Source organism: Pseudomonas sp. GW456-L12 (assembly GCF_059424045.1).
In genome coordinates, this window is sequence record NZ_JBWKZA010000003.1 from 183,149 (window position 1) to 210,006 (window position 26,858).

The following is a 26,858-nucleotide window of genomic DNA, read 5'->3' on the forward strand; positions in this document are numbered from 1 at the left end:
CCCTGCCGAGGGTACCCGCATGCTCAATCTTTACCTGTTCCAGATCCTCAACGGCCTCGGCCTGGGGATGATCTACTTCCTGATCGCAGTGGGCCTGACGATCATTTTCGGCCTGCTGAACTTCGTCAACTTCGCCCACGGCGCGTTCTTCCTGCTCGGGGCCTACATCTGCTACACCGCCGTCAGCCTCACCGGCAGCTTCTGGCTGGCGCTGCTGGTCGCGCCGCTGGTGGTCGCGGCCCTGGCCTGGGCCATCGAGCGATTATTGATCCAGCGCATCTACCACCTGCCCCACACCTTCCAGATCCTGGTGACCCTGGGCATCGCGCTGATCATCCAGGAAGCCAGCGTGCTGATCTGGGGCCCCGTCGGCAAAAGCGTCGCGGTGCCGGAACTGCTGCGCGGCGTGCTGATCGTCGGCGACTTCGTCTACCCCTACTACCGCCTGTTCCTCATCGTCTTCTCGGCGCTGGTCGGGCTGGCGCTGTGGCTGCTGCTGGAGCGCACGCGCTTCGGCGCCCTGGTGCGCGCCGGCAGCGAAAGCACCGAGACCGTGTCGCTGCTGGGCACCAACATCTTTCGCCTGTTCTCCATGACCTTCGCCCTCGGCGTGGCCCTGGCCGGGATCGCCGGGGTGCTGTTCGCCCCATTGCGTGGCGCCCAGCCCTTTGTCGGCCCGGAAATCCTCGGGGTGGCCTTCGTGGTGGTGGTGATCGGCGGCATGGGTTCGTTCAGCGGCGCGCTGGTGGGCGGCCTGCTGGTGGGTGTGGTGCAGAGCCTGATGACCACCCTCTGGCCGCAAGGCGCCAGCCTGATGATCTACGGCGCCATGGCGGCGGTGATTCTGGTCCGTCCCTACGGCCTGTTCGGGAGAGCATGAACATGAGCGAGAAAAATCCCCTGCCGTTCGCCAAGACCCAGTCGCGTGCCCTGCCGTGGCTGGTGGTCGCGGTACTGATCGGCCTGCCGCTGGTGCTGCCGTCGGCGACCCTGGCCACCGAGATCCTGATCTTCGCCCTCGCGGCGCTGGCCTGTAACCTGCTGCTGGGCTACACCGGCCTGCTGTCGTTCGGCCAGGGCATCTTCTTCGGCGCCGGGGCCTACTGCGCCGCGCTGCTGATGATCCACCTGCAGCTGGGCCTGTTCAGCGCCCTGTTCGGCGCGGCCCTGGTGGGCGCGCTGCTGGCGTTGCTGGTGGGCGCCCTGGCGATCCGGCGCACCGGCATCTACTTCGTGATGCTGACCCTGGCCTTCAGCCAGATGGCCTACTTCATCGCCTACACCCTGAGCGACTGGACCGGCGGCGACAACGGCCTGCTCAGCGTGCCGCGCCCGGAGATCCGCCTCGGCGACACCGTGCTGCTGTCGCTGAACGACGCGCGCTACTTCTACGCCTTTGTCGCGGTGCTGTTCCTGCTGATCTTCATCGGCGCCCGTCGGGTGATCGCCTCGCCGTTCGGCAGCACGCTGATGGCGATCCGCGAGAACGAAACCCGCGCCGCCGCCATCGGCTACGACACCCGGCACTTCAAGATCCTGGTGTTCATGCTGTCCGGCGCGGTCACCGGGATCGCCGGGGCGCTGTACGCCATGCTCCTGCATTTCGTGCCGCTGTCGAACATCGACCTGGCGATGTCGGAAAACATCCTGATCATGACCATAGTCGGCGGCACCGGCTCGCTGTTCGGCTCCCTGCTGGGCGCCGGTTCCATCGTGCTGCTCGGCGAGTTCCTGTCCGACCTCTGGCCACGCTGGCTGATGCTGCTGGGGATCATCCTGATCCTGGTGGTGGTGTTCATGCGCGGCGGTTTGTGGGGCGGCTTGTCGAGCCTGTTCGAACGCATCCGGGGGCCACGCAAGGCGGCCCTGCCGACCGAGGAGAAACTGTCATGACGCAGTACCTGCTGCAAACCCAGGACCTGGAGCTGGCCTATGGCGCCTTCCACGCGGTCAACGGCGTCAACCTGAAGGTCGAGGCCGGCACCATCCACACCATCATCGGCCCCAACGGCGCCGGCAAGACCAGCCTGTTCCACTGCCTGACCGGCGAACGCCAGGCCACCGCCGGGGCGATCCTGTTCAACGGCAAGAACATCATCAAGAAACCGGCCCACGGCCGGGTCGGCCTGGGCATGGCCCGTTCGTTCCAACTGACCAGCCTGTTCCAGAACCTCAGCGTGCGGGAAAACCTGCGCCTGGCCGCCCAGGGCCGCGATGGCCTGGCGGCGCTGAACTTCTGGCGCCACGTCGACAGCCGCCGCGAACATCTGGAGATGGCCGACCAGGTGCTCGAACGCCTGCAACTGACGGCACGCGCCGACACCCTCGCCGGCGAACTGTCCCACGGCCAGCAGCGGGTGCTGGAAGTCGGCATGTCGATCTGCTCCAGGCCGAAACTGCTGATGCTCGACGAGCCGACCTCCGGCATGGGCATCGACGACATCCCGATCATGACCCAGCTGATCAGCGACCTGGGCCGCGACCACACGGTGCTACTGATCGAACACAACATGAGCATCGTCATGTCCATCAGCCAACGCATCACCGTCATGAGCCACGGCCAGATCCTGGTCGAGGGCACACCGCAATTCGTCCGCGCCGACGAGCGCGTGCGCATCGCCTACCTGGGAGAAGCCGCCTGATGCTGACCGTCGAGAATATCCATTCCTACTACGACAAGAGCCACGTCCTCGAAGGCGTCTCGCTGCAGGTCGACGCCGGCGAACTGGTGACCCTGCTGGGGCGCAACGGCGCGGGCAAGACCACGACCCTGCGCAGCATCCTCGGGATCATCTGCCCGCGCCAGGGGCAGATCCGCTTCAACGGCCAGGAGCTGGTGGGCAAGAAGATCTTCGAGATCGCCCGCCAGGGCCTGGCGCTGGTGCCGGAACACCGCGGCATCTTCCGCCTGCTCAGCGTCGAGGAAAACCTGCGCATCGCCCAGCGCAAGAGCAGCCGCTGGCAGCTGGAGGATGTCTACGGCATGTTCCCGCGCCTCAAGGAGCGGCGCAAAAACGCCGGCCACGCGCTGTCCGGCGGCGAGCAGCAGATGCTCGCCATCGCCCGTGCCCTGCTCAACGATCCCAAGCTGCTGATTCTCGACGAACCCACCGAAGGCCTGGCCCCGGTGATCGTCGACGAGCTGGTGAAGATCCTGCGCAAGATCAAGGACGACGGCCTGCCGGTGCTGCTGGTGGAACAGAACCTGATGGTCTGCGACAAGCTCGCCGACCGCCATTACGTCCTCGAACAGGGTCGTGTGGTCTACCAGGGCAGCGCCGCCGACTTCCGCGCCGACCCGAGCATCAAGAACCGCTACCTGGCCCTGAGCGCCTGAGGGGAGAGATGAAATGAACCGTCCGATTGTGTCCGTACCCCCGTTGCAAGACAGCACCCCGCTGGTCAACCGCGAACGCCTCTGGCAATCGCTGATGGACCTCGCGCGGCTGGGCGCCACCGCCAAGGGCGGCGTGTGCCGCCTGGCCCTGACCGACCTCGACCGCCAGGCCCGCGACCTGTTCGTGCGCTGGTGCGAAGAGGCCGGGTGCAGCGTCAGCATCGACGGCATCGGCAATATCTTCGCTCGCCGCGCCGGGCGTAACCCGCAGCTGCCACCAGTGATGACCGGCAGCCATATCGACACCCAGCCCACTGGCGGCAAGTTCGACGGTTGCTACGGGGTGATGGCCGGCCTGGAGGTGATCCGCACCCTCAACGACCTCGGCCTGCAGACCGAGGCGCCGCTCGAGGTGGTGGTCTGGACCAACGAAGAAGGGTCGCGCTTCCCGCCGTGCATGATGGGCTCGGGGGTGTTCGCCGGTAAGTTCGACCTCGACGACACCCTGCGCAAGCAGGACGAACAGGGGCTGTCGGTGGGCAGCGAGTTGCGGCGTATCGGTTATGCCGGCTCGCGGGCGGTGCTCGGCCATCCGGTGGGCGCGTATTTCGAGGCGCACATCGAACAGGGCCCGGTGCTGGAAGACCGCCAGACCACCATAGGCGTGGTCATGGGCTGCCTCGGCCAGAAGTGGTTCGACCTGACCCTGACCGGGGTCGAGGCCCATGCCGGGCCGACGCCGATGCACTTGCGCAAGGATGCCCTGGTGGGCGCCGCCCAAGTGGTCAGCGCGGTCAACCGCATCGCCCACGAGCAACAGCCTCACGCCTGTGGCACGGTCGGCTGCCTGAGCCTGCACCCGGGCTCGCGCAATGTGATTCCCGGCCAGGTGCAGATGACCCTCGACCTGCGCCACCTGCATGCCGACAAACTGCAAGCCATGGTCGACGAGGTGCGCCAGGTGATCGAGGACACCTGCCAGCAGCACGGCCTGGGCTTCGAACTGACCCCCACCGCCGATTTCCCGCCACTGGACTTCGACCCCGCCTGCGTCGCCGCAGTACGCCAGGGCGCCGAACAGCTGGGCCTGAGCCATATGGACATCGTCAGCGGCGCCGGGCACGACGCGATCTTCATCGCCGAGCTGGGCCCCGCCGGAATGATCTTCGTGCCCTGCGAAGGCGGCATCAGCCACAACGAAATCGAAAACGCCGCGCCCCAGGACCTGGCCGACGGTTGCGCCGTGTTGCTGCGGGCCATGGTCAACGCGGCGCAAGTAGGAGCGACAGCATGACCCGACACCGCGAAATCGCCGAGATGAGCGGCGTCGAACTGCTCGCCCATTACCGTGACAAGCGCCTGTCGCCGGTGGAAGCGACCGAGGACGCCCTGGCGCGCATCGAGCGCTTCAACCCGCAGGTCAACGCCTATTGCCATGTCGACCCGCAAGGCGCGCTGGACGCGGCAAAAGCCTCCGAGCAGCGCTGGTTCAAGGGCCAGCCCTGCGGTGCGCTGGACGGCGTGCCGGCCTCGATCAAGGACCTGACCCTGACCCGTGGCATGCCCACCCGCAAGGGCTCGAAAACCACCTCCGCCAGCGGCCCCTGGGACGTCGATGCGCCCTTCCCGGCCTTTATGCGCAACGCCGGCGCGGTGCTGCTGGGCAAGACCACCACCCCGGAGTTCGGCTGGAAAGGCGTGACCGACAACCCGCTGTACGGCATCACCCGCAACCCCTGGGACACCCGCACCACCGCCGGTGGCTCCTCCGGTGGCGCGGCCGCCGCGGCCGCGCTGAACCTCGGCGTGCTGCACCAGGGCAGCGATGCCGGTGGTTCGATCCGCATTCCCTGCGCCTTCACCGGCACCTTCGGGATCAAGCCGACCTTCGGCTACGTGCCGCAGTGGCCGGCCAGCGCCATGACTATCCTCTCGCACCTGGGGCCGATGACCCGCACCGTCGACGATGCGCTGCTGATGCTGCAAACCGTCGCCCGCCCGGATGCCCGCGACGGCCTTGCCGGGGCCCCACGCAGCACGCCCTGGTTGCCGCAGAGCACTGACCTCAAAGGCCTGCGTATCGCCTACAGCGCCGACTTCGGCTACGTGAAGGTGCAGCCACAGGTGGCGCGGGTGGTGGCCCGGGCGGTGGAACGCCTGGCGCAACTGGGTGCCGACGTCGAGCAGGTCGACCCGGGGTTCAGCGACCCGCTGGAGTTGTTCAATACCCTGTGGTTCGCCGGCGCCGCGCGGCTGGCCGGGCAACTGAGCCAGGAGCAACGCCAGCAGCTCGACCCGGGCCTGCTGCGCATTGCCCGGCAGGGTGAAGGCATCAGCCTTCACGACTACACCCTGGCCCTGGAAGCCCGCGCGGCGCTGGTGGCGCACATGGCCGGGTTCCACAGGCGCTACGACCTGCTGGTCTCGCCCATGCTGCCGCTCACCGCCTTCGCCGCCGGGCACAACGTGCCACCGGGTTCCGGCCTGGGCGAATGGATGGAATGGACGCCCTTCAGCTACCCCTTCAACCTCACCCAGCAACCGGCCGCCTCGGTGCCGTGCGGCTTCGCCGAGGACGGCTTGCCGGTGGGCCTGCAGGTGGTGGGGGCGCGGTTTGCCGATGATCAGGTGCTGCGCCTGTGCCGGGCTTATGAGCAGGCGTTCCCGAGCCCGCATCCGCAGGCGCCGCGGATCAAGGACTGACAGCGCTAATGAGGGGCATCGCTAGCGATGCCCTTTTTGACTACCGCTCGATGCCCTGGAGCCGCTGCCGAGCCTCGCCGGCTGGACAGCGGCCAGGGGATCGAGGGCTTATTTTGCCGCCCGCACCTGGGCGATCAACTGGTCCGCCACCGCGAACAGGCCTTTGGCGCCATTGTTGGTCATGCCGAAGCGGTACTTGCCGTCCACCACCAGCGACGGCACGCCGGTGGCCTGGTAGGCCGCGGTGCGTTTTTTCGCGTCCATCACCTTGGCCTGCACGGCGAAGGAGTTGTAGGTGGCGAGGAACTTCGCCGGCTCGATGCCCTGGCCTTTGAGCAGCTCGGCCATGGCCTCGGGGGTTTTCAGGCGGTTGCCGCGGTGGATCGCCTCGAATACCGCGTGGTGCACCTCGGGCTTGGCGTCCATGGTCGCCAGGGTCAGGTACAGCTGGCCGTAGACATCCCAGATCCCGCCGAACATGGCCGGCAGCTTGACGAAGTTCACGTCTTCGGGAAGCTGGGCGGCCCAGGGGTTGATCGAGGCTTCGAGGTTGTAGCAGTGGCCGCAGCCGTAGGAAAACAGTTCCACCACTTCGATCTTGCCGGGCACGACCTGCGGCACGGCATCCTTGAGTTCCACGTACTGGCTGGCATCCACCGCCGCCATGGCGGTCTGCCCGGCCAGGCCAAAGAGGCAGCTGGCTGCCAGGGCAATGTTCAGAATCGAGTGACGCATGCAATCTCCAATGGGTTGACGCCTCTGAGTCAGCACGGCTGCTCGTCAAGCGGGCCCCAAAGGATACAGGCGGTGTCCGCGGTGCCAATCGGACCAGTCCCAATCTTTTGTTGGTTTTTTGTCATCAACGCCCGGACAGCTCCGGCTGCTGCGCGAACCGGGCGGCCAGGGCGATGATTTCCTCGCGCAGCCAGCGATGCCCCGGCACCCGCTCCTGCTGGCGATGCCAGATCAGGCTGACCTGCACCGGCGGCGCCACCAAGGGCAGCTCGGCGATGCGGATCGGCATCAGCGCGCAGAAGTGCTCCGCCAGGCGCCGCGGCACCGTGCCCAGCAAATCCGACTGGGCGACGATCAAGGGAATGCTCAGGTAATGCGGGACGAACAGCTGCACATGGCGCTGGACCTTGGCCGAACCGAGGACGATCTCCAGCGGCGAGCCGCGCCCGCCCCGGTCCGGAATCGCCACGTGCCGGCTCTGCTCATAGGCCTTGAGGCCGAGCTGCGGCTCGAAGGCCGGGTGGTCGATACGGCCGATCACCACCAGCTGTTCTTCCAGCAGCGGCTGGTAGCAGAGGTCGGGGTCGTCGAAGTACAGGTAGTCCACCGCCAGGTCGAGCATCCCGGTGGTCAGCCAGGCCGGCAGGGAGTCGGCGGCATCGCTGCGCACCGCCAGGCGCACCTTGGGCGCGGCGCTTTGCAGGCGCCGCGACAGCGCCGGCAACAGGCGCGCCTGGGCGTAGTCGTTCATCGACAGGGTAAAGGTCTGGTCGGCCGCCGCCGGGTCGAACTCGCTACCCGGGTCCAGGCCTTCCTGCAGCAGGCGTAGGGCCTGGCGCACCGAACCGTGCAGCACATGGGCCCGCGGTGTGGGCTGCATGCCCCGGGCGGTGCGGATGAACAGCGGCTCATCGAGCTGGCTGCGCAGGCGCGCCAGGGCGTTGCTCACGGCCGGCTGGCTGAGGTTCAGGCGCACGGCCGCGCGGGACAGGTTCTGCTCCTGCATCAGCGCGTCGAACACCAAGAGCAGGTTGAGATCCAGGTGCCGCAAATTCAGCTTCATGAATAATGCCCATTCCGAATATCCATTAGCTGGATAATTCGAGCAGGACTAATCTTCTGTCAACAAGAACAATAAAACCCACTGGAGAACGGCCTTGAGGCAAACCACCCTGGCATTTCGCGAGCGTTACCGCGCCGCGGTTCATCCGCGCTACAACCCGTGGCTGCACGGCGGTTTCGTGCTGGCCTATGGCATTGCATGCATCGCCCTGCTGTGGAGCACCCTGCACCAGGTACAGCCCCTGGAGTGGCTGGCGGTGCCGGTGGCGCTGCTGTTCTTCAACCTGTGCATCTACGTCGTGCACCGTTGGCTGGGCCACCACAAGCAGGCCTTCGCGCGAATGTTCTACGCCCGCCACAGCGGCGATCACCACAGTTTCTTCGTGCCCGGGTACATGACCTACGACGGCCCCCGGGACTGGCGGGTGATCCTGTTTCCGGCCTGGCTGATCGTGGTCCACAGCCTACTGTTCGCCCTGCCGCTGTGGTGGCTGCTGAAGTTCTGGAATGCCAATGTCGCAGCGCTGTTCGCCAGCTGCACCCTGATCGGTTACCTGGCCTACGAGGTGTTCCATGCCTGCGAACACCTGCCGGCCGAGCACCCGCTGGCGCGGCTGCCGTGGATCCGCCAGATGCGCCGCCTGCATGAGCTGCATCACCGTCGCGAGCTGATGCAGGAGCGCAATTTCAACATCGTCCTGCCGCTGATGGATTACCTGTTCGGCACCCTGTACTGGGAGCCGGAACCCGCCACCTCCTCTCTATCGACAAGGTCCTCGTCCATGACCCGCATGCAGCATCAGATCGATATTCCGCGCAACCCGGTGGCCCTGCTCGACTACGCCTGCGCCTCCAGCCGCTGGCCGGAGTGGCACCCCTCGTCGCTGAAGGTCCAGGGTCCGGCCGGGGCCCTGCCCGCCGGCGCGCGCTTCGAGGAAGACATCCACGCCGGCGGGCGCAGCGGGCACCTGAGCTGGCGGGTCGACGAGTACCTGCCCGGGCATCGCTGGAGCGCCGCGGCCAAGGGCGATCATGGCCTGGAGTTGGTGGTGACCTACGAATGCCAGGCGCTGGACGCCCACCGCACGCGCTTTATCCGCACACTGGAATACCGCTTCGACGGCCTGCTGATGCGCCTGGGCAATCGCCTGCTATTCAGAAGGCGGATAGAACGGGAGTCCGCCGACTCCCTGCTAGCCTTGTGCGAGATGGCGCAACGGGCGATTCCCCGGGGCGCCGACGTCGCGCCGCAGAGCGCGACCTGAACCCATCACCAGGAGCCACCCTCGATGAAGCCCGTCGCACCCCGTCGGATCAAGTTTCGCCATCTGCTGTTGGTCGTGGTCATCGCCATCGGCGCCTTTCTGCTGCTGATGCCGACCAAGGTCCAGCCATTGGCCTGGACCCCGCCGGTGGCGCCTTCGCTGAAGAGCGGCCTGTACGCCGAAAACCAGAAACTCAAGGGCGTGCAAACGGTGGGCGCGCTGAATATCGACGGGCCGGAAGCCCTGTTGCTGGAAGACGGCTCGCTGATCAGCGGCCTGCATGACGGGCGGGTGATCCGCACCGCCCTGGACGGCAGCACCCTGCAGGTACTGGCCCATACCGGCGGACGCCCCCTGGGCCTGGCCCGGCATCCGGATGGCCGGCTGATCATCGCCGACGCGGTCAAGGGCCTGCTGGCGCTGGATGCCAAGGGCCAGCTGAGCACCCTCACCACCTCCGCCAACGGCCTGCCCTTCGGTTTTACCGACGATGTGGCAGTGGACGCCGCCGGGCGTTATGCCTACTTCAGCGACGCCACCAGCCGCTGGGGCTACGGCCAGGATGGCGAGGCGGTGATCGAGCACGGCGGCGACGGGCGCCTGCTGCGCTATGACTTCCAGACCGGCCAGACCGAACAGTTGCTGGGCGGCCTGGAGTTCGCCAACGGCGTCGCCCTCGGCCCCGAGGAAAGCTATGTGCTGGTCAACGAAACCGGCGCCTACCGGATCAGCCGCTACTGGCTCAGCGGCGCCAAGGCCGGCACCCACGACCTGTTCATCGACAACCTGCCGGGGCTGCCGGACAACCTCAGCTTCAACGGCCAGGGGCGTTTCTGGGTGGCGCTCTACGCCCCGCGCAATGTCCTGCTGGACGGCACCGCGCCCTACCCGCTGATGCGCAAGATGATCGTGCGGGCCATGACCGTGCTGCCCAAGCCGGTGGAAAAACGCGGCTTCGTCCTCGGCCTGGATACCCAGGGCCAGGTCATCGCCAACCTGCAGGACGCCAGCGCCGGCAACTACGCACCGATCACCACGGTGCGCGAATACGGCGACGCGCTGTACTTCGGCTCGCTCAAGGCCACGCACATGGCGCGCCTGCCGCTGAGCGTCGCGCTGTCAAAGGCGCCTTGATGCGATAACGGCATGGGCACCGGCATGCTCGCCAGATTCTGATCTAAGCTGTCCCGCGCGGCGCCGTCACCGGCGCCCACCAAGGAAAGACAAACAATCGAATCCGATTGATTCCCATCACATTGAGAGTGGATCCCCCATGAAAATCAAAATCCTCCTGGCTTCCCTGCTGCTCACTTCATCCCTGTCGGCGCTGGCCGCGTGCCCGGTGTTCGGACCGTCCGAAGATCCCTGTGCAGGCCCGGTATTCGGCCCGAGCACCTGCGAGTGCCCTTGAGGCAGGCAGGCGCTGAAACAGGCGCGCCCGACTCGGGCGCGTCTCGCCAAGGGTGCGGGTCGATACAGGGGAGTAAACGGGCAAATAGCGGAAAGAGCAGCCAATGCTCTGGATTGCGTAGAACCTGGCGAGACGCCCGAAGCCTCGGGACATCTCGCTCAGGACAGGGTCGGGGTCAGAAGCGGGCGGTCAGCTTCTCGGAGATTTCGTCCTTGATCAGCAGCCGCTTTTCCTTGAGTCGTTTCAGCTCCTCGTCAGCGGCCGCCGCGGCCTCCGCTTTGAGCACCTGATCATCAATGCTGGAGTATTTGTCGAACAAGGCATTCAAGTGCGGGTCACTGGCCCGGCGCTGTTGAATGTCTTCTTTGCTGTAGCTCAGGTCCTGATACAGGTCATGGGGCACCGGCATGAAACACCTCCGTTTGTTGATCGGTAGCAAGCGCACTTACAGGCGCTCGCCAGTTACCAGAATGACCTCCACCACCGCTGTCTGTCGACCGTCAATCAGACCACAGCGCTAACCGTTCGTCGCCTTCAGCGACATTTCCCGCGCCCCACCGCCCGCCTCCAACCCGCCACGAGCGAAGCCCCGCGGAGGGTGCCGCGACTCACCCCAGCGCCTGGGCCAGAAACGGCGCGGTGCGGCTCTTGCGGTGCCTGGCCACCTGCTGTGGCGTCCCGCTGACCACCACTTTGCCGCCCTGGTCGCCAGCGCCCGGGCCGATATCGATCACCCAGTCGGCCTGGGCCACCACGCGCATTTCATGCTCGACCACCACCACGCTATGGCCGGCCCGCACCAGGTTGTCCAGTTGTTCCAGCAGGCGATCGACATCCCGCGGATGCAGGCCGGTGGTCGGCTCGTCCAGCACATACAGGGTGGCGCCGCGGGGGTTGCGCTGCAGCTCGGTGGCCAGCTTGATCCGCTGCGCTTCGCCACCGGACAGCTCGGTGGCCGGCTGGCCGAGGCGCAGGTAACCCAGGCCGATATCGCGCAAGACTTCCAGGGAACGGCGGATGCTCGCCTGTCCGGCGAACACCTCGACCGCCTCCTGCACCGTCAGTTGCAGGACCTGGGCGATGTCCAGGCCTTGCCACTGGATGGCCAGGGTCTGCGGGTTGTAACGCGCGCCGTGGCAGGTCGGGCACGGCGCATAGACGCTGGGCATGAACAGCAGCTCGACGCTGACAAAACCTTCGCCTTCGCAGGCCGGGCAGCGGCCCTTGGCGACGTTGAAGGAGAACTGCCCGGCGTCGTAGCCCAGCGCGCGCGCCTCGGGGGTGGCGGCGAACAGCTTGCGCACATGGTCGAACAGCCCGGTGTAGGTCGCCAGGTTCGAGCGCGGGGTACGGCCGATGGGTTTCTGGTCCACCTGCACCAGGCGCTTGATCCGCTCCAGCCCGGCGGTGACTTCGCCGCTGCTGGCCTGCGGGGCGTCATCTTCCAGGTTCAGCTCCTCCGGTTCTTCGTTGCCCTGCGGCCGCCCGAGGTGCGCGCCCACCAGTTCCAGCAAGGCCTGGCTGACCAGGCTCGACTTGCCGGAGCCCGACACCCCGGTCACCGCGGTAAAACAGCCGAGGGGGAATTCCGCGCTCAGGTCCTTCAGGTTGTTGCGGCTGATGCCCTCCAGGCGCAGCCAGCCCTGGGCCTGGCGCGCGGTACGGCGGGCCGGCGCCTGTTCGGCGAACAGGTAGGCGCGGGTCTGCGACTGCGCGACCTGGGCCAACCCCGCCGGCGGACCGCTGTACAGCACCTGGCCGCCCTGCTCGCCCGCCGCCGGGCCGACGTCGATCAGCCAGTCGGCGCGGCGCATGGTCTGCAGGTCGTGCTCGACCACGAACAGCGAATTGCCCGAAGCCTTGAGCTGCTGCAGGGCCTCGAACAATGCCTCGGCGTCCGCCGGGTGCAGGCCGGCCGAAGGCTCGTCGAGCACGTAGATCACCCCGAACAGTTGCGAGCCCAATTGAGTCGCCAGGCGCAGACGCTGCAACTCGCCGGACGACAGGGTCGGCGTGCTGCGCTCCAGGGCCAGGTAACCCAGGCCCAGGCCAGTCAAGGTGCTGACCCGCTCCAGCAGGTCCTGGGCGATGCGTTGCGCGGCCAGGCGCTTTTCCAGGGACAGGTTCGGCGTGTGCCGCACATCCGGCCCTCCGACATGCCCCGGCGCACCCTGGGTGATCCGTTGTTGGCGCGCGGCCTGGGTCTGTTCGTGGCTCCAGACCTCGCCGGCCTCCTCGGCCTGTTCCAGGTAAGCCTGGGCGGCCACCGGCTTGAGCACCTCGGCCAGTTGCAGCAGGGGCATCTGCGACAGCTCGCCGATGTCGAGGCCGGCGAAGGTCACCGACAGCGCCTCGCGCTTCAGCCGCTTGCCCTCGCACAGCGGGCACGGGCTGCCGAGCATGAACTGCGACACGCGCTTTTTCATCAGCGCGCTTTGCGAATGGGTGAAGGTGTGCAGCACATAGCGCCGGGCCCCGCTGAAGGTGCCCATGTAGCTCGGTTCCTGCTTGCGCTTGAGGGCCTCGCGGGTCTGCTCCGGGGTCAGCCCGGCGTACACCGGCACGGTCGGGGTTTCTTCGGTAAACAGGATCCAGTCGCGCTGTTCTTGCGGCAGGTCGCGCCAGGGAATATCGACGTCGTAGCCCAGGGTCACGAGGATGTCGCGCTGGTTCTGCCCTTGCCAGGCCAGCGGCCAGGACGCCACCGCGCGCTGGCGGATGGTCAGCGAAGGGTCCGGGACCATGGACGCCTCACTGACCTCGTAGACCCGGCCCAGGCCGTGACAGTTGGGGCAGGCCCCTTGCGGGGTGTTGGGCGAGAAGTCTTCGGCGTAGAGCATCGGCTGTCCCGGCGGGTAGCTGCCAGCCCGGGAATAGAGCATGCGGATCAGGCTGGACAAGGTGGTGACGCTGCCCACCGAAGAGCGGGTGCTCGGCGTGCCGCGCTGCTGTTGCAGGGCCACCGCCGGCGGCAGGCCTTCGATGGCGTCGACATCCGGCACCCCGACCTGATCGATCAGGCGCCGGGCGTAGGGCGCCACCGATTCGAAGTAGCGGCGCTGGGCCTCGGCATACAGGGTCGAGAACGCCAGGGACGATTTGCCGGAGCCGGAGACCCCGGTGAACACCACCAGCGCATCGCGGGGAATATCCACGTCGACGTTGCGCAGGTTGTGTTCGCGGGCGCCGCGCACCCTGACAAAACCCGAGCTGTTCGCGGGCAAGGAAGACAAAACCTGGGGCGAAGGCGTGTTGCGCGCTGAAGTCATGGGACAGCCTTGTATCGGAGGTGTCGGAACAGAGGTCAAGTCAGAAAGCCCCACGGCGCCAGCACCGGCGACCGGCAGCCACCCGACCGAGGTGCAGGGTGCATGGGCCCGGGGTTTTGAGCAACCGCGGATGTCGAACGTTTGGCGGACTTTTCCCCGCTTATGGCCTCACGCCTCCAGCACCGACCTGACCATGGCGGTCAGGGCATCCGGGCTGTAGGGCTTGCTCAACAGGTGGGTGTCCGGGCTGAGCTGGTGATTGCAGGAAATGATGTCGCGGGTATGCCCCGAGGTGAACAGCACCGCCACGGCCGGCGACTGGGTCTTGGCCCAGAGCGCAAGGTCAGTGCTTTTGATCAGGCCGGGCATCACCACATCGGTGAAGATCAGCTCGACCCGGGCGCCGCTCAGCAGCAGTTGCATGGCCGCATCGCCATTGGCCGCCACCAGCACCTTGTAGCCGGCGCTCTCCAGCAGCTCGACCGCCGCCGCGCGGACGTCCTCGTTGTCCTCCACCACCAGGATGGTTTCCTGGCCGTGGCCAGGCCGCTGCCCGCGCCGGGGCGCCTCTCCCGGCTCCTGTTCGGTGCTGCGGACAAAATACATGCGCACCGTGGTGCCCTGCCCCGGCGTGCTGAGCATCTCGATATGGCCGCCGCTCTGCTTGACGAAACCGAACACCATGCTCAGTCCCAGCCCGGTGCCCTGGCCGTCGCGCTTGGTGGTGAAGAACGGCTCGAACGCCTGCTTGAGCACCTCGGGCGGCATGCCATCGCCGGTATCGGCCACCGACAGGCACAGGTAGTCACCGGGGCTGATGCCCTTGCCGGCGCAGAAACCGCGGTCGAGCATCACATTTTCGCCGCGGATGCCGATGGTGCCCTCACCCTTCATGGCGTCGCGGGCGTTGATCGCCAGGTTGAGCAAGGCATTTTCCAGCTGGCTGCGATCGACCTTGATGCACCAGGGCTTCGCCGGCAGTTGCACATCGATGTCGATGGTTTCGCCGAGGGCCCGTTGCAGCAGCTCACTCAGGCTGTCGGGGATCCGGCGGGGGTTGTAGACCTCGGGCGACAGCGGCTGGCGCCGGGCGAACGCGAGCAATTGCGCGGACAGCTTGGCGCCGCGCTCGACCGCGGTAATGGCCGCGCCGACCCGCCGCTGCACATTGGCATTGTCCGGCTCATGGCGCGCCAGCAGGTGCAGGTTGCCGGCGATCACTTGCAGCAGGTTGTTGAAGTCGTGGGCCACGCCACCGGTCATGCCGCCAATGGCTTCGAGCTTCTGCACCTGGCGCAACTGCTCCTCGGCCGAGACCCGCGCGTTGACCTCCTCGGCCACCCGCTGCTCGAGGTTGCGCGTCAGTTGCAGCAGCGACTCTTCGGCCATCTTGCGTTCGTGGATATCGATCAGCACGCCGGGAAAGCGCAAGGCCTGTCCTGCGTCGTCGAACTCGCAACGGCCACAGCCCATGACCCACAGGTAACTGCCGTCCTCCCGGCGGATCCGGTATTCGGTGTTGTAGGGCACGCCCTTTTTCACGCTGTAGGCGGCCTGTTCCTTGATCCGCGGCAGATCCTCGGGGTGCACCCGGCCATCGGCGACCGCCATCGACAGGTCGTCCAGCGGCTGCTCCAGCGGGTAGGAAAAGGTCCGGGCAAAACGCTCGTCGCCCGACAGCCGATCGGCCTTGATGTCCCAGACAAAGGAACCCAGCAACGCCCCGGCATTGAGCGCCAGCTGCACCCGTTCGTTTTCCGCGCGGTAGGCGTTCTCGACTTCCTGGCGGCGCTGCTCGGACAGCACGTGGGCGGTGGTCTCGACCACGATCGCCATGACCCCGGCCGGGGCCTGGTCGTCGCCGGCCACCGGGCTGTAGTAGAGGTCCATCCAGACATGTTCCGGCTGGCCGTTGCGCAGCAGGACCAGCTCTTTGTTGCGGTACGACAGGGTCCCGCCCGCCAGGCAGGTGTCCAGCACATGGCGGTTGAAATCCGCCACTTCCGGCCAGCCCAGCTCCACCTGGCGGCCGAGCAGGTACGGATGCCGGCCGCCGGCGAATTCGGCGTAGGCATCGTTGTAGATCATGTAGCCCGAGCGGCCCCAGAGCATGACCAGCGGCACCGGCGAGGCCAGCAACAGTTGCACGGCGCTGCACAGGCTCGACGACCACTGCTCCAGCGCGCCCAGCTCGGTGACGGACCAGTCGAACGCCTGGATGCGCCCGGCCATCTCGCCTCTCCAGCCCTGGCAACCATGAGGATCGGATAAGAACGGCATGAGCGAACTCTACGAAAAGCATGGCAAGCATGAATTTTCAGGAGGTCGCGACGCAGCAGCCTCCAGAGCCTTTGAGCACCCTGCACACGGATGGTTTCAAGATTTTCAGCCATGAGGCCGAATCACCGCTGCCGCTGGTCGGACGCCCTGCCCGCGAGCGCCCCCAGCGTGCGCCGGGCACTATTGAACAAACAGCCTAGGCGCAAGGTCCAGGCGGACGCTCGCAGGCGCCGCCTGGCACAGGGCGGATTGCCCGCCCTGAAGACCTCAGTCGGTGCCGTATTTCGGCGAGCGCGGACCGTACAACAGGCCCGCGTGTTGCCCGGCCGACAGCAAGCGCTGGCTGGTGATGCCGGCGATCGGGTGACCGGCGTCGGTGGAGGTGTTGATGATCTGCTTCACCGCGGCGGTGATCAGCATGCCCACCAGGCCACCGCCGCTGTTATTGTTGCCCTCTTCGCTGGAGGCCCGGGCAGTGCCGGTCCACAGCGTGGTGCCGGTCTTCAGGTCGACCAGGGTGGCACTGGCGGTGACCACAGTGGCACTGCTGATCAGCATGTAGCTGGTTCCGTATTCCTTGACGGTGATATACAGCCCGGCATCGGCGCCAAAGATCTCGTTGAGCTTGGCCGGCGACAAGCCATGGATGTCCGCCGGGTTGGTCAGGCCGTTGTGGCGGAAGGTTTCATCCACCACCGCGATCGGCATCACGTAATAACCGGCTTCGGCCAGGGGAAAGGTCACCTGGGACAGCATGCTGTAGGTGGCCTTGACGTCCGGCGACTCGTTGAGCGGCGGCAGCACCAGGATCGACTTCGGCCGGGCCTGCTTGTAGGCCGAGTAGTCCACGGTCTTGGGCGTGGCGCAGCCCACCAGCAGGCTGACGGCCAACAGGCCCAACAGGTTGCGCAAGGTGTAGAGGTTCATTGGCCGGCTCCCTTCTTGGCGTTCTTCAGCAGAAAGTCCATGTACGGCGTGGATTCGGGGAACAGCGCCTTCTCGGTGTTGAACTGCTGCACCATCTGGTCGTCCTTGCCCAGGCCCGCATAGAGCATGCCCAGGTGCGCGTGGTAACCCGGCGGCACCGCCTTGCCGGTGGACTTGATCTTCTGCAGGTCGCGTTCCAGCGCTTCGACTTGGGCCTCCTTGGCCTCCTCGCCCTTGAAGTACTCGTAGGTCTGGGTCTGGTAGGTTTCCCACTGGTAAAGCGTCTTCGGCCCACTGCAACCGGCCAGCAATACGCTGCCCAGCAACGTGGCGGCCATCAGCGGCCGGGCCATCTGGGTGTTGAACATGCTCTTCTCCCTGTCAGCGGTGTTGATCAGCGGCTGGGTTTCCAGGCGCCGGCGTCAATCGCCTCGACCATGCGGTTGACGGCCTCGCGCATGGCCAGATCGAGGACCTTGCCGTTGAGGGTCGAGTCGTAGGAGGCGGTGCCGCCGAAGCCGATCACCTCGCGGTTGGACAGGGCGTACTCACCGGCACCCTGGGTCGAATACACCACTTCGGAAGTGCTGATGTTGACGATGTTCAATGCCACCTTGGCATAGGCCACCTGGGTCTTGCCACGGCCGAGAATGCCGAACAGCTGGTGGTCGCCGGTTTCCTTGCGGCCGAACTCGGTGACATCGCCGGTCACCACGAAGTCCGCGCCCTTGAGCTTCTGCGCCTGGCCCTTGATCGCCGCTTCCTGCTGGATCTCGCCCATGTTGTCGCGATCCAGCACATTGAAGCGGTGGGTCTGCTGCAGGTGGGTAATCAGGATGGTCTTGGCCTGGCCACCGAGGCGGTCGACGCCGTCGGAGAAAATCCCGCGCATGTAGCTGGAGCGGTTATCGAACTTGCCCACCGCCATCGGTACCCGAGCCCCGGTCCACACCTGATTGGCGCTCTGGACCTTCTCCACCGGCAACGCCCGGGAGCTTTCAGTGGCACAACCGCTCATGCCCGCCAGTACAGCCAACGCTACGCCCGACATCACCAACTTCGAGATCAGTCTCACTCTGCGTTCCTTTTGAGTATTCATAAAAAAGTGCCTGCGCCCTGCCACAGCCTTGCGAAACACGGCTTCTGCGGGTTCGGAAATAGCAGTCAGGGCACGCTGAAACGTGACGCAGGAGGCGTCGGCGGCGGCGATTATGCCAAAGTGCCATCATTGCGAAAAGAAATAAAAACTCTGGCGCCAGTCGATTGACTGCCGGGCGCTCCGCCCTACGCCTGCACCTTTGGGCAAGCGCTCGCTCCGTCAGCGAAAGTCCCGGCTGCGCACGCTGATACCGCTCAGCAGGTCGCTGAGGTCGCTCAGGCGCCCGGCGATCAGGTGGCGGACCTCGCCTTCGGTTTCCAGGGTGCCGTCGACCTTGAGCAACTGCGCGCCCACCAGGACCTTGCGCTGGCGCTCGGCCAGGTCACGCCAGACCACCACGTTGACGTTGCCGAACTCGTCTTCCAGGGTGACGAAGGTCACGCCGCTGGCGGTGCCCGGTCGCTGGCGCCCGGTGACCAGCCCGGCGATGCTCACCGGGCGCCCGTGCTCGACCTCCAGCAGCTCGCGGGAACTGCGGCAGCGCCGGGCCTTGAGCTCGCCCCGCAGCAAGGCCAGCGGATGCGGCCCCAGGGTAGTGCCGACGCTCAGGTAATCGGCCTGCAGGTCTTCGCCGACCGTCGGTCGCGGCAAGACCACCGGCGCTTCCTCCTGGCGCGGCAGGCCGGCGAACAGGCCGAGCTGTTGCTGCACCCCCGCCACTTCCCAGCGCGCCCGATACCGGTGCCCGACCAGCCCGCGCAGGGCACCGGCATCGGCCAGCAGCTCCTGGGCGCGGCTGTCCAGGCGCGCCCGTTGCCCGAGGTCGGCGATGTCGACAAACGGGCCATGCCCACGCGCCGCCTCGATCCGCCGCGCGTCGTCTTCGCGAAAGCCCTTGATCATCCGCAGCCCCAGGCGCAACGCCGGCTGCGCGCCGGCCAGCGGCTCCAGGCTGCAATCCCAGGTGCTGGCGCGCACGTCCACCGGACGAATCGCCAACTGATGCCGGCGCGCGTCCTGGAGAATCTGGTCGGGGCTGTAGAAACCCATGGGCCAGCTGTTGATCAGGGCGCAGGCGAAGGCCGCCGGCTCGTGGCATTTGAGCCAGCAGCTGGCATAGGTCAGCAAGGCGAAACTGGCGGCGTGGGACTCGGGGAAACCGTAGCTGCCGAAGCCTTTGATCTGCTCGAAGATCTGCGCGGCGAACTCGTCGCTGTAGCCATTGGCGCGCATGCCGTCGCGCAGGCGCAGGCGATGGGGTTCCAGGCCGCCGTGGCGTTTCCAGGCGGCCATGGAGCGGCGCAACTGGTCGGCCTCGCCGGGGGTGTAGTCGGCGGCGACGATGGCGATCTGCATCACCTGCTCCTGGAACAGCGGCACGCCCAGGGTTCGCTCCAGCACCTCTTTGAGCTCCGCCGAGGGATAGGTCACCTTCTCCTTTTTGTCACGCCGGCGCAGGTACGGATGGACCATGCCGCCCTGGATCGGCCCCGGCCGGACGATGGCCACCTCGATCACCAGGTCATAGAAGTTCTTCGGCTTGAGCCGGGGCAGCATCGACATCTGCGCCCGCGACTCGATCTGGAACACGCCGATGGTGTCGGCGCGGCCGATCATTTCGTAGGTGGCCGGGTCCTCGGCGGGGATGCTGGCCAGGCTTAGCCGCTGGTCCCGATAGCCATGGATCAGATCGAAACAGCGGCGAATCGCGCTGAGCATGCCCAGCGCCAGCACGTCCACCTTGAGCAGCCCGACCGCGTCCAGGTCGTCCTTGTCCCACTGGATGATGGTGCGCTCGACCATGGCCGCGTTTTCCACCGGCACCAGGGTGTCCAGCGGCTGCTCGGAAATCACGAAGCCGCCGGGGTGCTGGGACAAGTGCCGGGGAAAGCCGATCAGTTGCCCGGTCAGGCTCAGGACCCGGCGCAGCACCGGGCTGTCCGGGTCGAAACCGGCCTCCCGCAGGCGCTCGACGACCGGCGGCGTATCGCTCCAGTGGCCGCAGCAATCGGCCAGGGCGTTGACCTGGTCCGGCGGCAGGCCCAGGGCCTTGGCCACATCGCGCACCGCGCCGGCGCCGTGGTAGGTGCTGACCACCGCGGTCAGCGCGGCGCGGTGGCGGCCGTAACGCTGGAACACGTACTGCAGGACTTCCTCGCGACGATCGTGCTCGAAGTCCACGTCGATATCCGGCGGCTCGTTGCGCTCGCGGGAGAGAAAACGCTCGAACAGCAGGGTCGAGCGGTCCGGGTCGATCTCGGTGATGCCCAGGGCGAAACACACCACCGAGTTGGCCGCCGAGCCCCGGCCCTGGCAGAGGATCGACTGGCCGCGGGCAAAGTTGACGATGTCGTGCACCGTGAGGAAATAGCTCTCGTACCCCAGCTCGGTGATCAGCTCCAGCTCATCGTCGATCTGCTTGAGCACCTTGGGCTTGGCGCCCCCGGGCCAGCGCTTGACGATGCCGCGCTCGGTCAGCTCGCGCAGCCAGCTGGCGGGCGTCTGCCCTTGGGGCACCAGCTCCCGGGGATATTGGTAGTGCAGTTGCCCAAGGTCGAAATGGCAGCGTTCGGCGATCTTCAGCGACTCCTCCAGCAGGGCCGGCGGATACAGCCCGCGCAACGCCTCGATACTGCGCAAATGCCGTTCGCCATTGGGGTGCAGGCGCTGGCCGGCCTCGGCCACCCGCACGTGATGGCGGATCGCGGTCATGGTGTCCTGCAAGGCCCGCCGCCCGCGTACATGCATATGCACATCGCCGCAGGCCACGGCGGCAATGCCCAGCCCTCGGGCCAGCGCCAGCAGTTCGCCCAGGCGCCGCTGATCGTCCTGGCCGCAGTGCAGCTCCACCGCCAGCCACAACCGGTCGGCGAACACCTGTTGCAACCAGCGTCCGGTTTCCTGCTGTTGCTCCTGTGGCTGCTCGTCCGCCAGCCACAGGGCCAACAGCCCCGGCAAGGGTTGTTCGAAGTCTTCGCGCAGCAGCTGGTACTGGCCCTTCTGCGCCCGGCGCCGGCCACGGGTGATCAGCCGGCACAGGCCCTGATAACCCTCCAGGTTCTCCACCAGCAACACCAGCCTGGGACCGTCGTCGAGACGCATTTCGCTGCCGACGATCAGCGCCAGGTTGCTGTCCTTGGAGGCCTGCCAGGCCCGGACGATGCCGGCCAGGCTGCATTCGTCGGTAATCGCCAGGGCCTGGTAGCCCTGGGCCGCCGCCCGCTCGAACAGCTCGCGGGCACTGGAGGCACCGCGCTGGAAACTGAAGTTCGACAGGCAGTGCAGTTCGGCGTAGCCCTTCATGCGAACCAGCCCTGCAACAGCAAGGGGCCCGCCTCGCCCACCGGGCGATACGCCCAGCCCTGCTGGCCGCCGCGGGTTTCGATCAGATAGTAATCGCGGCGCACGTCGCCGCCGTCCCACCAGCCGGACTCGATGCGTTCCGGCCCCATAAGGATGTGCGCCGCCCCTTCTGGCAGCACCAGCGGCTCGCGCAGCAGCCAGCCCGGGCGCCGGGGCCCAGGCAGCAGCGGGCAGGCCTGGCTGTCGCCGACCGGCTGCCAGCTGCATTCGGGGCGGTGGTCCGAGTGGAAGCGCAAGCCATGCACCGCCTCGTCCCCCAGGCGGGCGCGCAGGCGCTCGCGCAGTTGCTCCCAGGGCAGGGATTGCTGCGGGCGCTCGTCGAACAGCTCGCGGTGCTGCGGCACGAAGCGCGGCAGATCCTCGGCCACCAGGCGCACACCACGCACCGGCGCCGGCACCTGGATTTGCTCCAGGCGCCCGCGCGCCAGTTCGAACAGCATCCCCGGCTCGCGCTCGGCGCTGAGCAGGCCAACCTTGACCAGGGTGTCGGGCAGCTCGACATGTTCCAGGTGCAGCTCGAAGCGCTGCACCCCGCTGTCACGGCCACAGAGAAACGCCGCCAGATCGCTGGCCAGGCGGCGCAGGGGAAACAGCAGGGCCTGATGGGACAGCACATCGAAATTCAACTCGATACGCAAGTCGAAACGGTCCGGCGTCTGATAGAACGCCAGCGCCAGGGAGCGCTCGCCCAAAAGAGTGTCCAGGTGCTTGAGCAGGCCCGCGTCGAAACGCCGGGCCAGGGTGTCCCGGGGCAGCCCACGCACCTGGGCGAAGGTGCGCAGGCCCATGCGCGACAAGGCGGTGGCCGCGCCCGGCGGCAGGCCGAGACGCTCCACGGGCATGCGCCCCAGGGCCTGGCGCAATTGCTCCAGGTCGGTCACCGCCAGCCCGTCGTAGGCATTGGCCAGCACCCGGGCCGCCGCCGGATTCGGCGCGCTGACGATGCGGTGGCGAAAACCCAGCTCGCCCAGCTCCTGGCGCAGGCGCGCCTCCAGCTGCGGCCAGGGGCCGAACAGACCCAGGCTCGACTCGATCTCGAACACCAGGGTGCGCGGGTAATGCACGCTGACCTGGGAACTGAAGCGGTAAGCCCAGGCCGCGAGAAACTGCTGCCAACGGGCAATTTCCTCGGCGTCGTATTCGGCGCTGGCGAAGTCCTTGCTCAGGGCCTGGGCGGCGGTCAACGACTGCCCGGGGCGCAACCCCAGCTCGCGGCCCGCGGCATTCACCGCCTGGATCACCCGGCGCTGCGGCGTCCCGCTGAGCAGCGCCAGCGCGGCCTCCGGTTCGGGGCGCTGGCGCAGCGCCGCGTCCAGCGCCAATTGCGGGAACAAAATACAGACCCAGCGCATGGCAACCTCAGGGCCCCGGGGCGAAGGCGATCGGCGCCGAATGGGCCAGGCCGCCACGGCACTTGAGCACCCGCAGCTGCGCCGGCCGCGCCTCCACGGCAAGGCGCAGGGCCGCCGGCGAAGGGTTGATGGCTTCCTTGAGGGAGCGGTAGGCAAAGGCCAGGGTCTGGCCGGTCTCGGCCGCCACCTGCAAACGCCGCAAGGCGCGGTCGTCGGCCTGTTGCGGCCAGCACAACACGGCCCCGCAACTGCCCGAACGCAGGCACTGCTCGGCGGCCCACAGGGCATCCCGCTCGCCGGCCTGGATCACCGCCAACTGGCGCAGGTCGACCCCGGCGCTCTGCCAGGCCTGGGGGTACGGCACATGGGGCGGCGCCACCAGCACGATGCGTTCGCCGGCGGCCGAGAGCCGGGCCAGGGTCGGCCACAGCAGTTGCAGCTCGCCGACACCCTGGGCGGCGATGAGGATTTCCGTCAGCGCCGCTTCCGGCCAGCCGCCGCCGGGCAAGGCCGCGTCCAGCATGGCGTGGCCGGTGGGTTGCGGGCTGGCCGCGGGCGCCGTCGGGCGGCCCTTCCACACCCGGCCGGCATTGAACAGCGTCTCCAGTGCCACGACGGCGCCCATCAGCCTTGCCTCACCAGGCCACAGAACACCCCTTCGATGGCCAGGTCGCGGTCCTCGCCGATCAGGATCGGCGCATAGGCCGGGTTGCGCGGCAGCAGGCGCACGCCCTCGGCCAGGCGTTCGAAACGCTTGATGGTGACCTCGCCGTCCAGCCGCGCCACCACGATCTGGCCGTTGCGCACCTCACTGTCGCGGCGCACCGCCACCAGGTCACCGTCGAGGATGCCGTCCTCGATCATCGAGTCGCCCTGGACCCGCAGCAGGTAGTCGGGGGTACGGGAAAACAGCGCCGGGTCGAGCAGCAAGCGGCTGTGCACCTCGGCATCGGCGCCGATCGGCAGGCCGGCGGCGACCCGGCCGAGCACCGGGATGTCGAGCAGTTCGGGGCGCGGCGGCTGGTTGAGCAGGCGGATGCCCCGGGCCTGGTTGGGGTTGACCTCGATGAAGCCGGCTTCGGTCAGCGCCACGACATGCTTGCGCGCCACGCTGCGCGAGGCGAAGCCGAAGGCCTCGCTGATTTCAGCGAGGCTCGGGGGCTGGCCATGTTCGGCGATGCGCTCGCGGATAAAGGTCAGGATGGCACTGCGGCGGGGAGATAAAGTGGTCATGGAGTACATTTGTACTCCTACCGGGTTTTCCTGACAAGAACCGCCAGTCAGCCCAGGCCACGGCTCGCCAGGAACGCGCTGATGTAATCGATGAACGCCAGCACTTTGGCCGTGGCCCGCCGGTGGCTGGGGTAGACCGCGAGGATGTGCGGCCCGAAGCAGTCGGGGTCGATGGAATAGTCGGCCATCACCCGTACCAGGCGGCCGTCGGCCAGGTAAGGCGCGGCGCTCCACAACGGGGTGTGCAGCAACCCGCGCCCGGCCAGGGCATTGGCCAGCAGCAGGTCGTAATTGTCGCTGCGCAGCCGCGGTGCCCGGGGTTGCGCCAGGCTCAGGCGTTGCCCGTCCCGTTCGACCCACCAGAATTCGCGGCTGAGCAAAGGATGGCGATAGAGCAACCATTCGTGTTCGTCGAGGGTCTGCGGCGTCACCGCCACACCCTTGCGCGCCAGGTAGGCCGGGCTGGCGCACAGGGCCAGGCAATTGCTGCCGACCACCCGGGCGATCAGCCCCGGCAGGTCGTCATGGCCTTCGCGCAGGGCCAGGTCGTAGCCGCTTTCCAGCAGGTTGACGAACTCGTCGCACAGGTCCACCTGCAGGTCGATCTGCGGGTACTGTTCGAGGAAACCGCCACACACCTGGTCGAGAAAGGCCTGCCCATAGGCCAGCGGCGCGGTGATTTTCAGGTTGCCGCGCAGGCCATGCTGCAACTGCTCGATTTCCTCACCGGCCTCCTCCAGCCGCTGCAGGACCTGGCGCGCGGTGTCCAGGTAGAGCCGCCCCACTTCCGTCAGCAGGATCCGCCGGGTGCTGCGCTCGAACAAGCGCGCGCCCAGCTCGACCTCCAGGTGATTGACCGCCTTGGTCAGGGCCGAGGGGGTCTTGCCCAACTGCTCGGCGGCTCGACTGAAACTGCCCAGCTGCGCGGTGACCACGAACATTTTCAGTGCACTCAACTTGTCCATGCTTTTTCCATTCAGGCAAAAACGTTTTTCGTCAGCGAGGCGTTCTGTCGGCTCTGGCAAGCCAATAAGCTGGCCATCAGACGCAATAACAAGGAAATACTCAATGAAAAGATTCATCCCGAATCTGCTGGCGATTGCAGTGAGTTTTGCCTCAATGGAAGCCATGGCCACCACCGACCTGGTGCTGTTCAACGGCCAGGTGTTCACCGCCGACCGCGCCCAACCCAAGGCCCAGGCCCTGGCGGTGGCCGACGGCAAGGTGCTGCAGGTGGGCAGCGACGCGCAGATCAAGGCCCTGATCGAAACCGGCACCCGGGTCATCGACCTGGGCGGCAAGACCCTGATGCCCGGCCTGATCGACAGCCATTCCCACGCGATCTTCGGCGGCCTGGAAATGACCTCGGCCAACATGCAGGACGAGGTGGTCGGTCTCGACGAGCTGGAGAAAAAGCTGCGTGCCTGGCGCGACGACGGCAAGGCCAGGCATGGCGATGTCCTCGGCATCGCCGGCATGAGCTCGGCCTACTGGGCCCAGGCCGAAGCCCTGGGCCAGCGCTTCAACGCCGGCGAATGGGCCAGGGTGCCGGTGGTGTTCACCGGCAGCGATCACCATACCGCCTGGGCCAACAATGCGATGCTCGAGCGCGCCGGCATCGACGCCGCCCTGCTCAAGAACCTGCCGCAGGCCGAGCGCGACACCATCGGCAAGCTCGCCGACGGCCGCCCCAACGGCTTCCTGGTGGACGCCGGCTGGGACCGGGTCGCGGCGAAAATGCCGGTGCCCAGCGCTGCCGCCCTGCTCAACGCGGCGCAATCGGCGGTGCGCTACAACAACAGCCTGGGCATCACCGCCTGGATGGACCCGGCGGCCAACGCGGCTCCCGGCGAGGCGGTATTCGCCCTCAAGCCCACCGCCCAGACCGTCGGTGTGCTGCCGGCCTACAAGGCGCTGGCCGAGAGCGGCGGCATGAGCGCCCATGTCGCCGCGCTGCTGGTGGCCAACCCGAAAAGCCGCCCTGCCGACCTCGACGTGCTGGAGCAGGTGCGCCAGCAATTCCAGGGCATCCCCAACCTGACCCTGCCCGGGGTCAAGATCTTCGCCGACGGGGTGATCGAGTACCCGGCCCAGAGCGCGGCGATGATCGATCCCTACAGCAACTCGCACAAACAGGGCGAACTGCTGATCGATCCCGAGCATTTCGGTGAGCTGGTCAGCGCCATCGACCAGCGCGGCTGGCGGGTGCACATCCATGCGATCGGCGACCGCGCGGTGCGCGAATCCCTCAACGGCATCGCCCAGGCGCGCAAGGACCGCCAGAGCGGCATCGCCCACTCCATCACCCACCTGCAGATGGTCAACCCGAAAGAGTTCGCCCGCTTCAAGCCGCTAGGGGTCATCGCCTCGATGCAACTGCTGTGGGCCTCGGCCGACGACTACACCCTGGACATGATCAAGCCCTACGTCAGCGCCCTGGCCTTCCGTTACCAGTACCCGGCGCACTCCCTGCTCAAGCAGGGCGCGACCCTCGCCGGGGCCAGCGACTGGCCGGTGTCCTCGCCCAACCCGTGGAACGCCATCGCCCAGGCCATCACTCGCAAGGGGCCGCTGGGGGTGCTCAACGCCGACGAGCGCCTGGACCGCGAAACCATGTTCTACGCCTACACCCTCAATGCCGCCCGCGCCATCGGCCTGGAGCAACGGATCGGCTCGCTGAGCGCCGGCAAACAGGCCGATTTCATCGTGCTGGACCGCGACGTGTTCAAGGTCGACGAAAAGGCCCTGCACGAAACCCAGGTGCTGCAGACCTGGTTCGCCGGCCGCGAAGTCTACGCCCGACCTCTTTAACCCGATGCATC

23 protein-coding genes are annotated in these 26,858 nt (G+C 67.0%); 10 read left to right on the top strand and 13 right to left on the bottom strand.

Translation table 11 applies throughout. From position 1 onward, the window contains the following. The first annotated feature begins 19 nt into the window (after positions 1-19). From AC07Y9_RS05465 to AC07Y9_RS05490, 6 genes are read left to right on the top strand one after another with little or no spacing between them, the layout of a single operon-like run. Complete coding sequence (locus tag AC07Y9_RS05465; protein ID WP_009044477.1) at positions 20-880, top strand: branched-chain amino acid ABC transporter permease; 861 nt, start codon at positions 20-22, stop codon at positions 878-880. Between the two features lie 2 nt (positions 881-882). Next, positions 883-1,893 carry a branched-chain amino acid ABC transporter permease gene (locus AC07Y9_RS05470; RefSeq protein WP_092421150.1) on the top strand — a complete coding sequence of 337 codons (1,011 nt, stop codon included), beginning with the start codon at positions 883-885 and terminating at the stop codon, positions 1,891-1,893. After that, on the top strand, positions 1,890-2,642 hold the full coding sequence (locus AC07Y9_RS05475; RefSeq protein WP_007932340.1) for an ABC transporter ATP-binding protein: 753 nt from the start codon (positions 1,890-1,892) through the stop codon (positions 2,640-2,642). The genes AC07Y9_RS05470 and AC07Y9_RS05475 overlap by 4 nt, the downstream gene beginning before the upstream one ends. Continuing rightward, positions 2,642-3,337 carry an ABC transporter ATP-binding protein gene (locus AC07Y9_RS05480; RefSeq protein WP_007932342.1) on the top strand — a complete coding sequence of 232 codons (696 nt, stop codon included), beginning with the start codon at positions 2,642-2,644 and terminating at the stop codon, positions 3,335-3,337. Before AC07Y9_RS05475 ends, AC07Y9_RS05480 begins: the two co-directional genes overlap by 1 nt. Before the next feature lie 13 nt (positions 3,338-3,350). Next, positions 3,351-4,631, top strand: a complete 1,281-nt coding sequence (locus tag AC07Y9_RS05485; protein ID WP_102679513.1) for a Zn-dependent hydrolase — start codon at positions 3,351-3,353, stop codon at positions 4,629-4,631. Then, a complete protein-coding gene (locus tag AC07Y9_RS05490; protein ID WP_102679512.1) occupies positions 4,628-6,040 on the top strand; it encodes an amidase in 1,413 nt (470 codons plus the stop codon). Before AC07Y9_RS05485 ends, AC07Y9_RS05490 begins: the two co-directional genes overlap by 4 nt. 108 nt (positions 6,041-6,148) lie before the next feature. Here the strand turns inward: AC07Y9_RS05490 and AC07Y9_RS05495 are convergent, their stop codons facing one another. Both AC07Y9_RS05495 and bsrA read right to left on the bottom strand, forming a co-directional pair. Continuing rightward, positions 6,149-6,775 carry a thiol:disulfide interchange protein DsbA/DsbL gene (locus AC07Y9_RS05495; protein ID WP_102679511.1) on the bottom strand — a complete coding sequence of 209 codons (627 nt, stop codon included), beginning with the start codon at positions 6,773-6,775 and terminating at the stop codon, positions 6,149-6,151. Between the two features lie 124 nt (positions 6,776-6,899). Continuing rightward, on the bottom strand, positions 6,900-7,838 hold the full coding sequence (bsrA, locus tag AC07Y9_RS05500) for a LysR family transcriptional regulator BsrA (RefSeq protein ID WP_007932353.1): 939 nt from the start codon (positions 7,836-7,838) through the stop codon (positions 6,900-6,902). 94 nt (positions 7,839-7,932) lie between these two features. Here bsrA and AC07Y9_RS05505 point away from each other — a divergent pair, with 94 nt between their 5' ends. The 3 genes from AC07Y9_RS05505 (at position 7,933) to AC07Y9_RS05515 (ending at position 10,513) form a co-directional block, all read left to right on the top strand. Continuing rightward, positions 7,933-9,102, top strand: a complete 1,170-nt coding sequence (locus tag AC07Y9_RS05505; protein WP_102679510.1) for an SRPBCC family protein — start codon at positions 7,933-7,935, stop codon at positions 9,100-9,102. A 24-nt stretch (positions 9,103-9,126) separates the two neighbouring features. Further along, positions 9,127-10,236 carry an SMP-30/gluconolactonase/LRE family protein gene (locus tag AC07Y9_RS05510; protein ID WP_102679509.1) on the top strand — a complete coding sequence of 370 codons (1,110 nt, stop codon included), beginning with the start codon at positions 9,127-9,129 and terminating at the stop codon, positions 10,234-10,236. Between the two features lie 139 nt (positions 10,237-10,375). Then, the gene (locus tag AC07Y9_RS05515) at positions 10,376-10,513 is read left to right on the top strand and encodes a PA0050 family protein (RefSeq protein WP_007932359.1); all 138 of its coding nucleotides are present in this window, start codon (positions 10,376-10,378) and stop codon (positions 10,511-10,513) included. Between the two features lie 175 nt (positions 10,514-10,688). Here the strand turns inward: AC07Y9_RS05515 and AC07Y9_RS05520 are convergent, their stop codons facing one another. The 11 genes from AC07Y9_RS05520 to AC07Y9_RS05570 form a co-directional block, all read right to left on the bottom strand. After that, positions 10,689-10,922, bottom strand: coding sequence for a DUF465 domain-containing protein (locus AC07Y9_RS05520; RefSeq protein ID WP_007932361.1), 234 nt, complete (start codon positions 10,920-10,922; stop codon positions 10,689-10,691). 199 nt (positions 10,923-11,121) lie between these two features. Beyond that, positions 11,122-13,782, bottom strand: coding sequence for an excinuclease ABC subunit UvrA (locus tag AC07Y9_RS05525; protein ID WP_102679508.1), 2,661 nt, complete (start codon positions 13,780-13,782; stop codon positions 11,122-11,124). A 168-nt stretch (positions 13,783-13,950) separates the two neighbouring features. Further along, the gene (locus tag AC07Y9_RS05530) at positions 13,951-16,062 is read right to left on the bottom strand and encodes a hybrid sensor histidine kinase/response regulator (RefSeq protein ID WP_102679507.1); all 2,112 of its coding nucleotides are present in this window, start codon (positions 16,060-16,062) and stop codon (positions 13,951-13,953) included. A 267-nt stretch (positions 16,063-16,329) separates the two neighbouring features. Further along, on the bottom strand, positions 16,330-16,989 hold the full coding sequence (locus AC07Y9_RS05535) for a DUF799 domain-containing protein (protein ID WP_087091551.1): 660 nt from the start codon (positions 16,987-16,989) through the stop codon (positions 16,330-16,332). After that, positions 16,986-17,357: a DUF4810 domain-containing protein gene (locus AC07Y9_RS05540; protein ID WP_087091552.1), complete on the bottom strand. Its 372-nt coding sequence runs from the start codon at positions 17,355-17,357 to the stop codon at positions 16,986-16,988. The genes AC07Y9_RS05535 and AC07Y9_RS05540 overlap by 4 nt, the downstream gene beginning before the upstream one ends. 26 nt (positions 17,358-17,383) lie before the next feature. Next, positions 17,384-18,040: a CsgG/HfaB family protein gene (locus AC07Y9_RS05545; RefSeq protein ID WP_223816008.1), complete on the bottom strand. Its 657-nt coding sequence runs from the start codon at positions 18,038-18,040 to the stop codon at positions 17,384-17,386. A 267-nt stretch (positions 18,041-18,307) separates the two neighbouring features. Beyond that, positions 18,308-21,391 carry an error-prone DNA polymerase gene (locus AC07Y9_RS05550; protein WP_102679506.1) on the bottom strand — a complete coding sequence of 1,028 codons (3,084 nt, stop codon included), beginning with the start codon at positions 21,389-21,391 and terminating at the stop codon, positions 18,308-18,310. Then, entirely contained in the window at positions 21,388-22,803 is a 1,416-nt protein-coding gene (locus AC07Y9_RS05555; RefSeq protein WP_102679505.1) for a Y-family DNA polymerase, read from the bottom strand. Before AC07Y9_RS05555 ends, AC07Y9_RS05550 begins: the two co-directional genes overlap by 4 nt. Positions 22,804-22,810: 7 nt before the next feature. Continuing rightward, positions 22,811-23,428: a translesion DNA synthesis-associated protein ImuA gene (gene imuA / locus AC07Y9_RS05560; RefSeq protein WP_092421174.1), complete on the bottom strand. Its 618-nt coding sequence runs from the start codon at positions 23,426-23,428 to the stop codon at positions 22,811-22,813. Beyond that, on the bottom strand, positions 23,428-24,045 hold the full coding sequence (gene lexA / locus AC07Y9_RS05565) for a transcriptional repressor LexA (RefSeq protein ID WP_053261774.1): 618 nt from the start codon (positions 24,043-24,045) through the stop codon (positions 23,428-23,430). Before lexA ends, imuA begins: the two co-directional genes overlap by 1 nt. A 38-nt stretch (positions 24,046-24,083) precedes the next feature. Next, positions 24,084-25,001: a LysR family transcriptional regulator gene (locus tag AC07Y9_RS05570; RefSeq protein ID WP_102679504.1), complete on the bottom strand. Its 918-nt coding sequence runs from the start codon at positions 24,999-25,001 to the stop codon at positions 24,084-24,086. Between the two features lie 103 nt (positions 25,002-25,104). Here AC07Y9_RS05570 and AC07Y9_RS05575 point away from each other — a divergent pair, with 103 nt between their 5' ends. Beyond that, a complete protein-coding gene (locus tag AC07Y9_RS05575; protein WP_102679503.1) occupies positions 25,105-26,847 on the top strand; it encodes an amidohydrolase in 1,743 nt (580 codons plus the stop codon). The last annotated feature ends 11 nt before the right edge of the window (positions 26,848-26,858 follow it).

Excerpts from the sequence above, each read along its gene's own strand:
- imuA (WP_092421174.1), bottom strand. The coding sequence starts at position 23,428 with ATGGGCGCCGTCGTGGCACTGGAGACGCTGTTCAATGCCGGCCGGGTG.
- AC07Y9_RS05465 (WP_009044477.1), top strand. The coding sequence starts at position 20 with ATGCTCAATCTTTACCTGTTCCAGATCCTCAACGGCCTCGGCCTGGGG.
- AC07Y9_RS05495 (WP_102679511.1), bottom strand. The coding sequence starts at position 6,775 with ATGCGTCACTCGATTCTGAACATTGCCCTGGCAGCCAGCTGCCTCTTT.
- AC07Y9_RS05470 (WP_092421150.1), top strand. The coding sequence starts at position 883 with ATGAGCGAGAAAAATCCCCTGCCGTTCGCCAAGACCCAGTCGCGTGCC.
- AC07Y9_RS05545 (WP_223816008.1), bottom strand. The coding sequence starts at position 18,040 with ATGTCGGGCGTAGCGTTGGCTGTACTGGCGGGCATGAGCGGTTGTGCC.
- lexA (WP_053261774.1), bottom strand. The coding sequence starts at position 24,045 with ATGTACTCCATGACCACTTTATCTCCCCGCCGCAGTGCCATCCTGACC.
- AC07Y9_RS05575 (WP_102679503.1), top strand. The coding sequence starts at position 25,105 with ATGAAAAGATTCATCCCGAATCTGCTGGCGATTGCAGTGAGTTTTGCC.
- AC07Y9_RS05550 (WP_102679506.1), bottom strand. The coding sequence starts at position 21,391 with ATGAAGGGCTACGCCGAACTGCACTGCCTGTCGAACTTCAGTTTCCAG.
- AC07Y9_RS05570 (WP_102679504.1), bottom strand. The coding sequence starts at position 25,001 with ATGGACAAGTTGAGTGCACTGAAAATGTTCGTGGTCACCGCGCAGCTG.
- AC07Y9_RS05475 (WP_007932340.1), top strand. The coding sequence starts at position 1,890 with ATGACGCAGTACCTGCTGCAAACCCAGGACCTGGAGCTGGCCTATGGC.
- AC07Y9_RS05515 (WP_007932359.1), top strand. The coding sequence starts at position 10,376 with ATGAAAATCAAAATCCTCCTGGCTTCCCTGCTGCTCACTTCATCCCTG.
- AC07Y9_RS05490 (WP_102679512.1), top strand. The coding sequence starts at position 4,628 with ATGACCCGACACCGCGAAATCGCCGAGATGAGCGGCGTCGAACTGCTC.
- AC07Y9_RS05540 (WP_087091552.1), bottom strand. The coding sequence starts at position 17,357 with ATGTTCAACACCCAGATGGCCCGGCCGCTGATGGCCGCCACGTTGCTG.
- AC07Y9_RS05555 (WP_102679505.1), bottom strand. The coding sequence starts at position 22,803 with ATGCGCTGGGTCTGTATTTTGTTCCCGCAATTGGCGCTGGACGCGGCG.
- bsrA (WP_007932353.1), bottom strand. The coding sequence starts at position 7,838 with ATGAAGCTGAATTTGCGGCACCTGGATCTCAACCTGCTCTTGGTGTTC.
- AC07Y9_RS05510 (WP_102679509.1), top strand. The coding sequence starts at position 9,127 with ATGAAGCCCGTCGCACCCCGTCGGATCAAGTTTCGCCATCTGCTGTTG.
- AC07Y9_RS05530 (WP_102679507.1), bottom strand. The coding sequence starts at position 16,062 with ATGCCGTTCTTATCCGATCCTCATGGTTGCCAGGGCTGGAGAGGCGAG.
- AC07Y9_RS05525 (WP_102679508.1), bottom strand. The coding sequence starts at position 13,782 with ATGACTTCAGCGCGCAACACGCCTTCGCCCCAGGTTTTGTCTTCCTTG.
- AC07Y9_RS05535 (WP_087091551.1), bottom strand. The coding sequence starts at position 16,989 with ATGAACCTCTACACCTTGCGCAACCTGTTGGGCCTGTTGGCCGTCAGC.
- AC07Y9_RS05480 (WP_007932342.1), top strand. The coding sequence starts at position 2,642 with ATGCTGACCGTCGAGAATATCCATTCCTACTACGACAAGAGCCACGTC.
- AC07Y9_RS05520 (WP_007932361.1), bottom strand. The coding sequence starts at position 10,922 with ATGCCGGTGCCCCATGACCTGTATCAGGACCTGAGCTACAGCAAAGAA.
- AC07Y9_RS05485 (WP_102679513.1), top strand. The coding sequence starts at position 3,351 with ATGAACCGTCCGATTGTGTCCGTACCCCCGTTGCAAGACAGCACCCCG.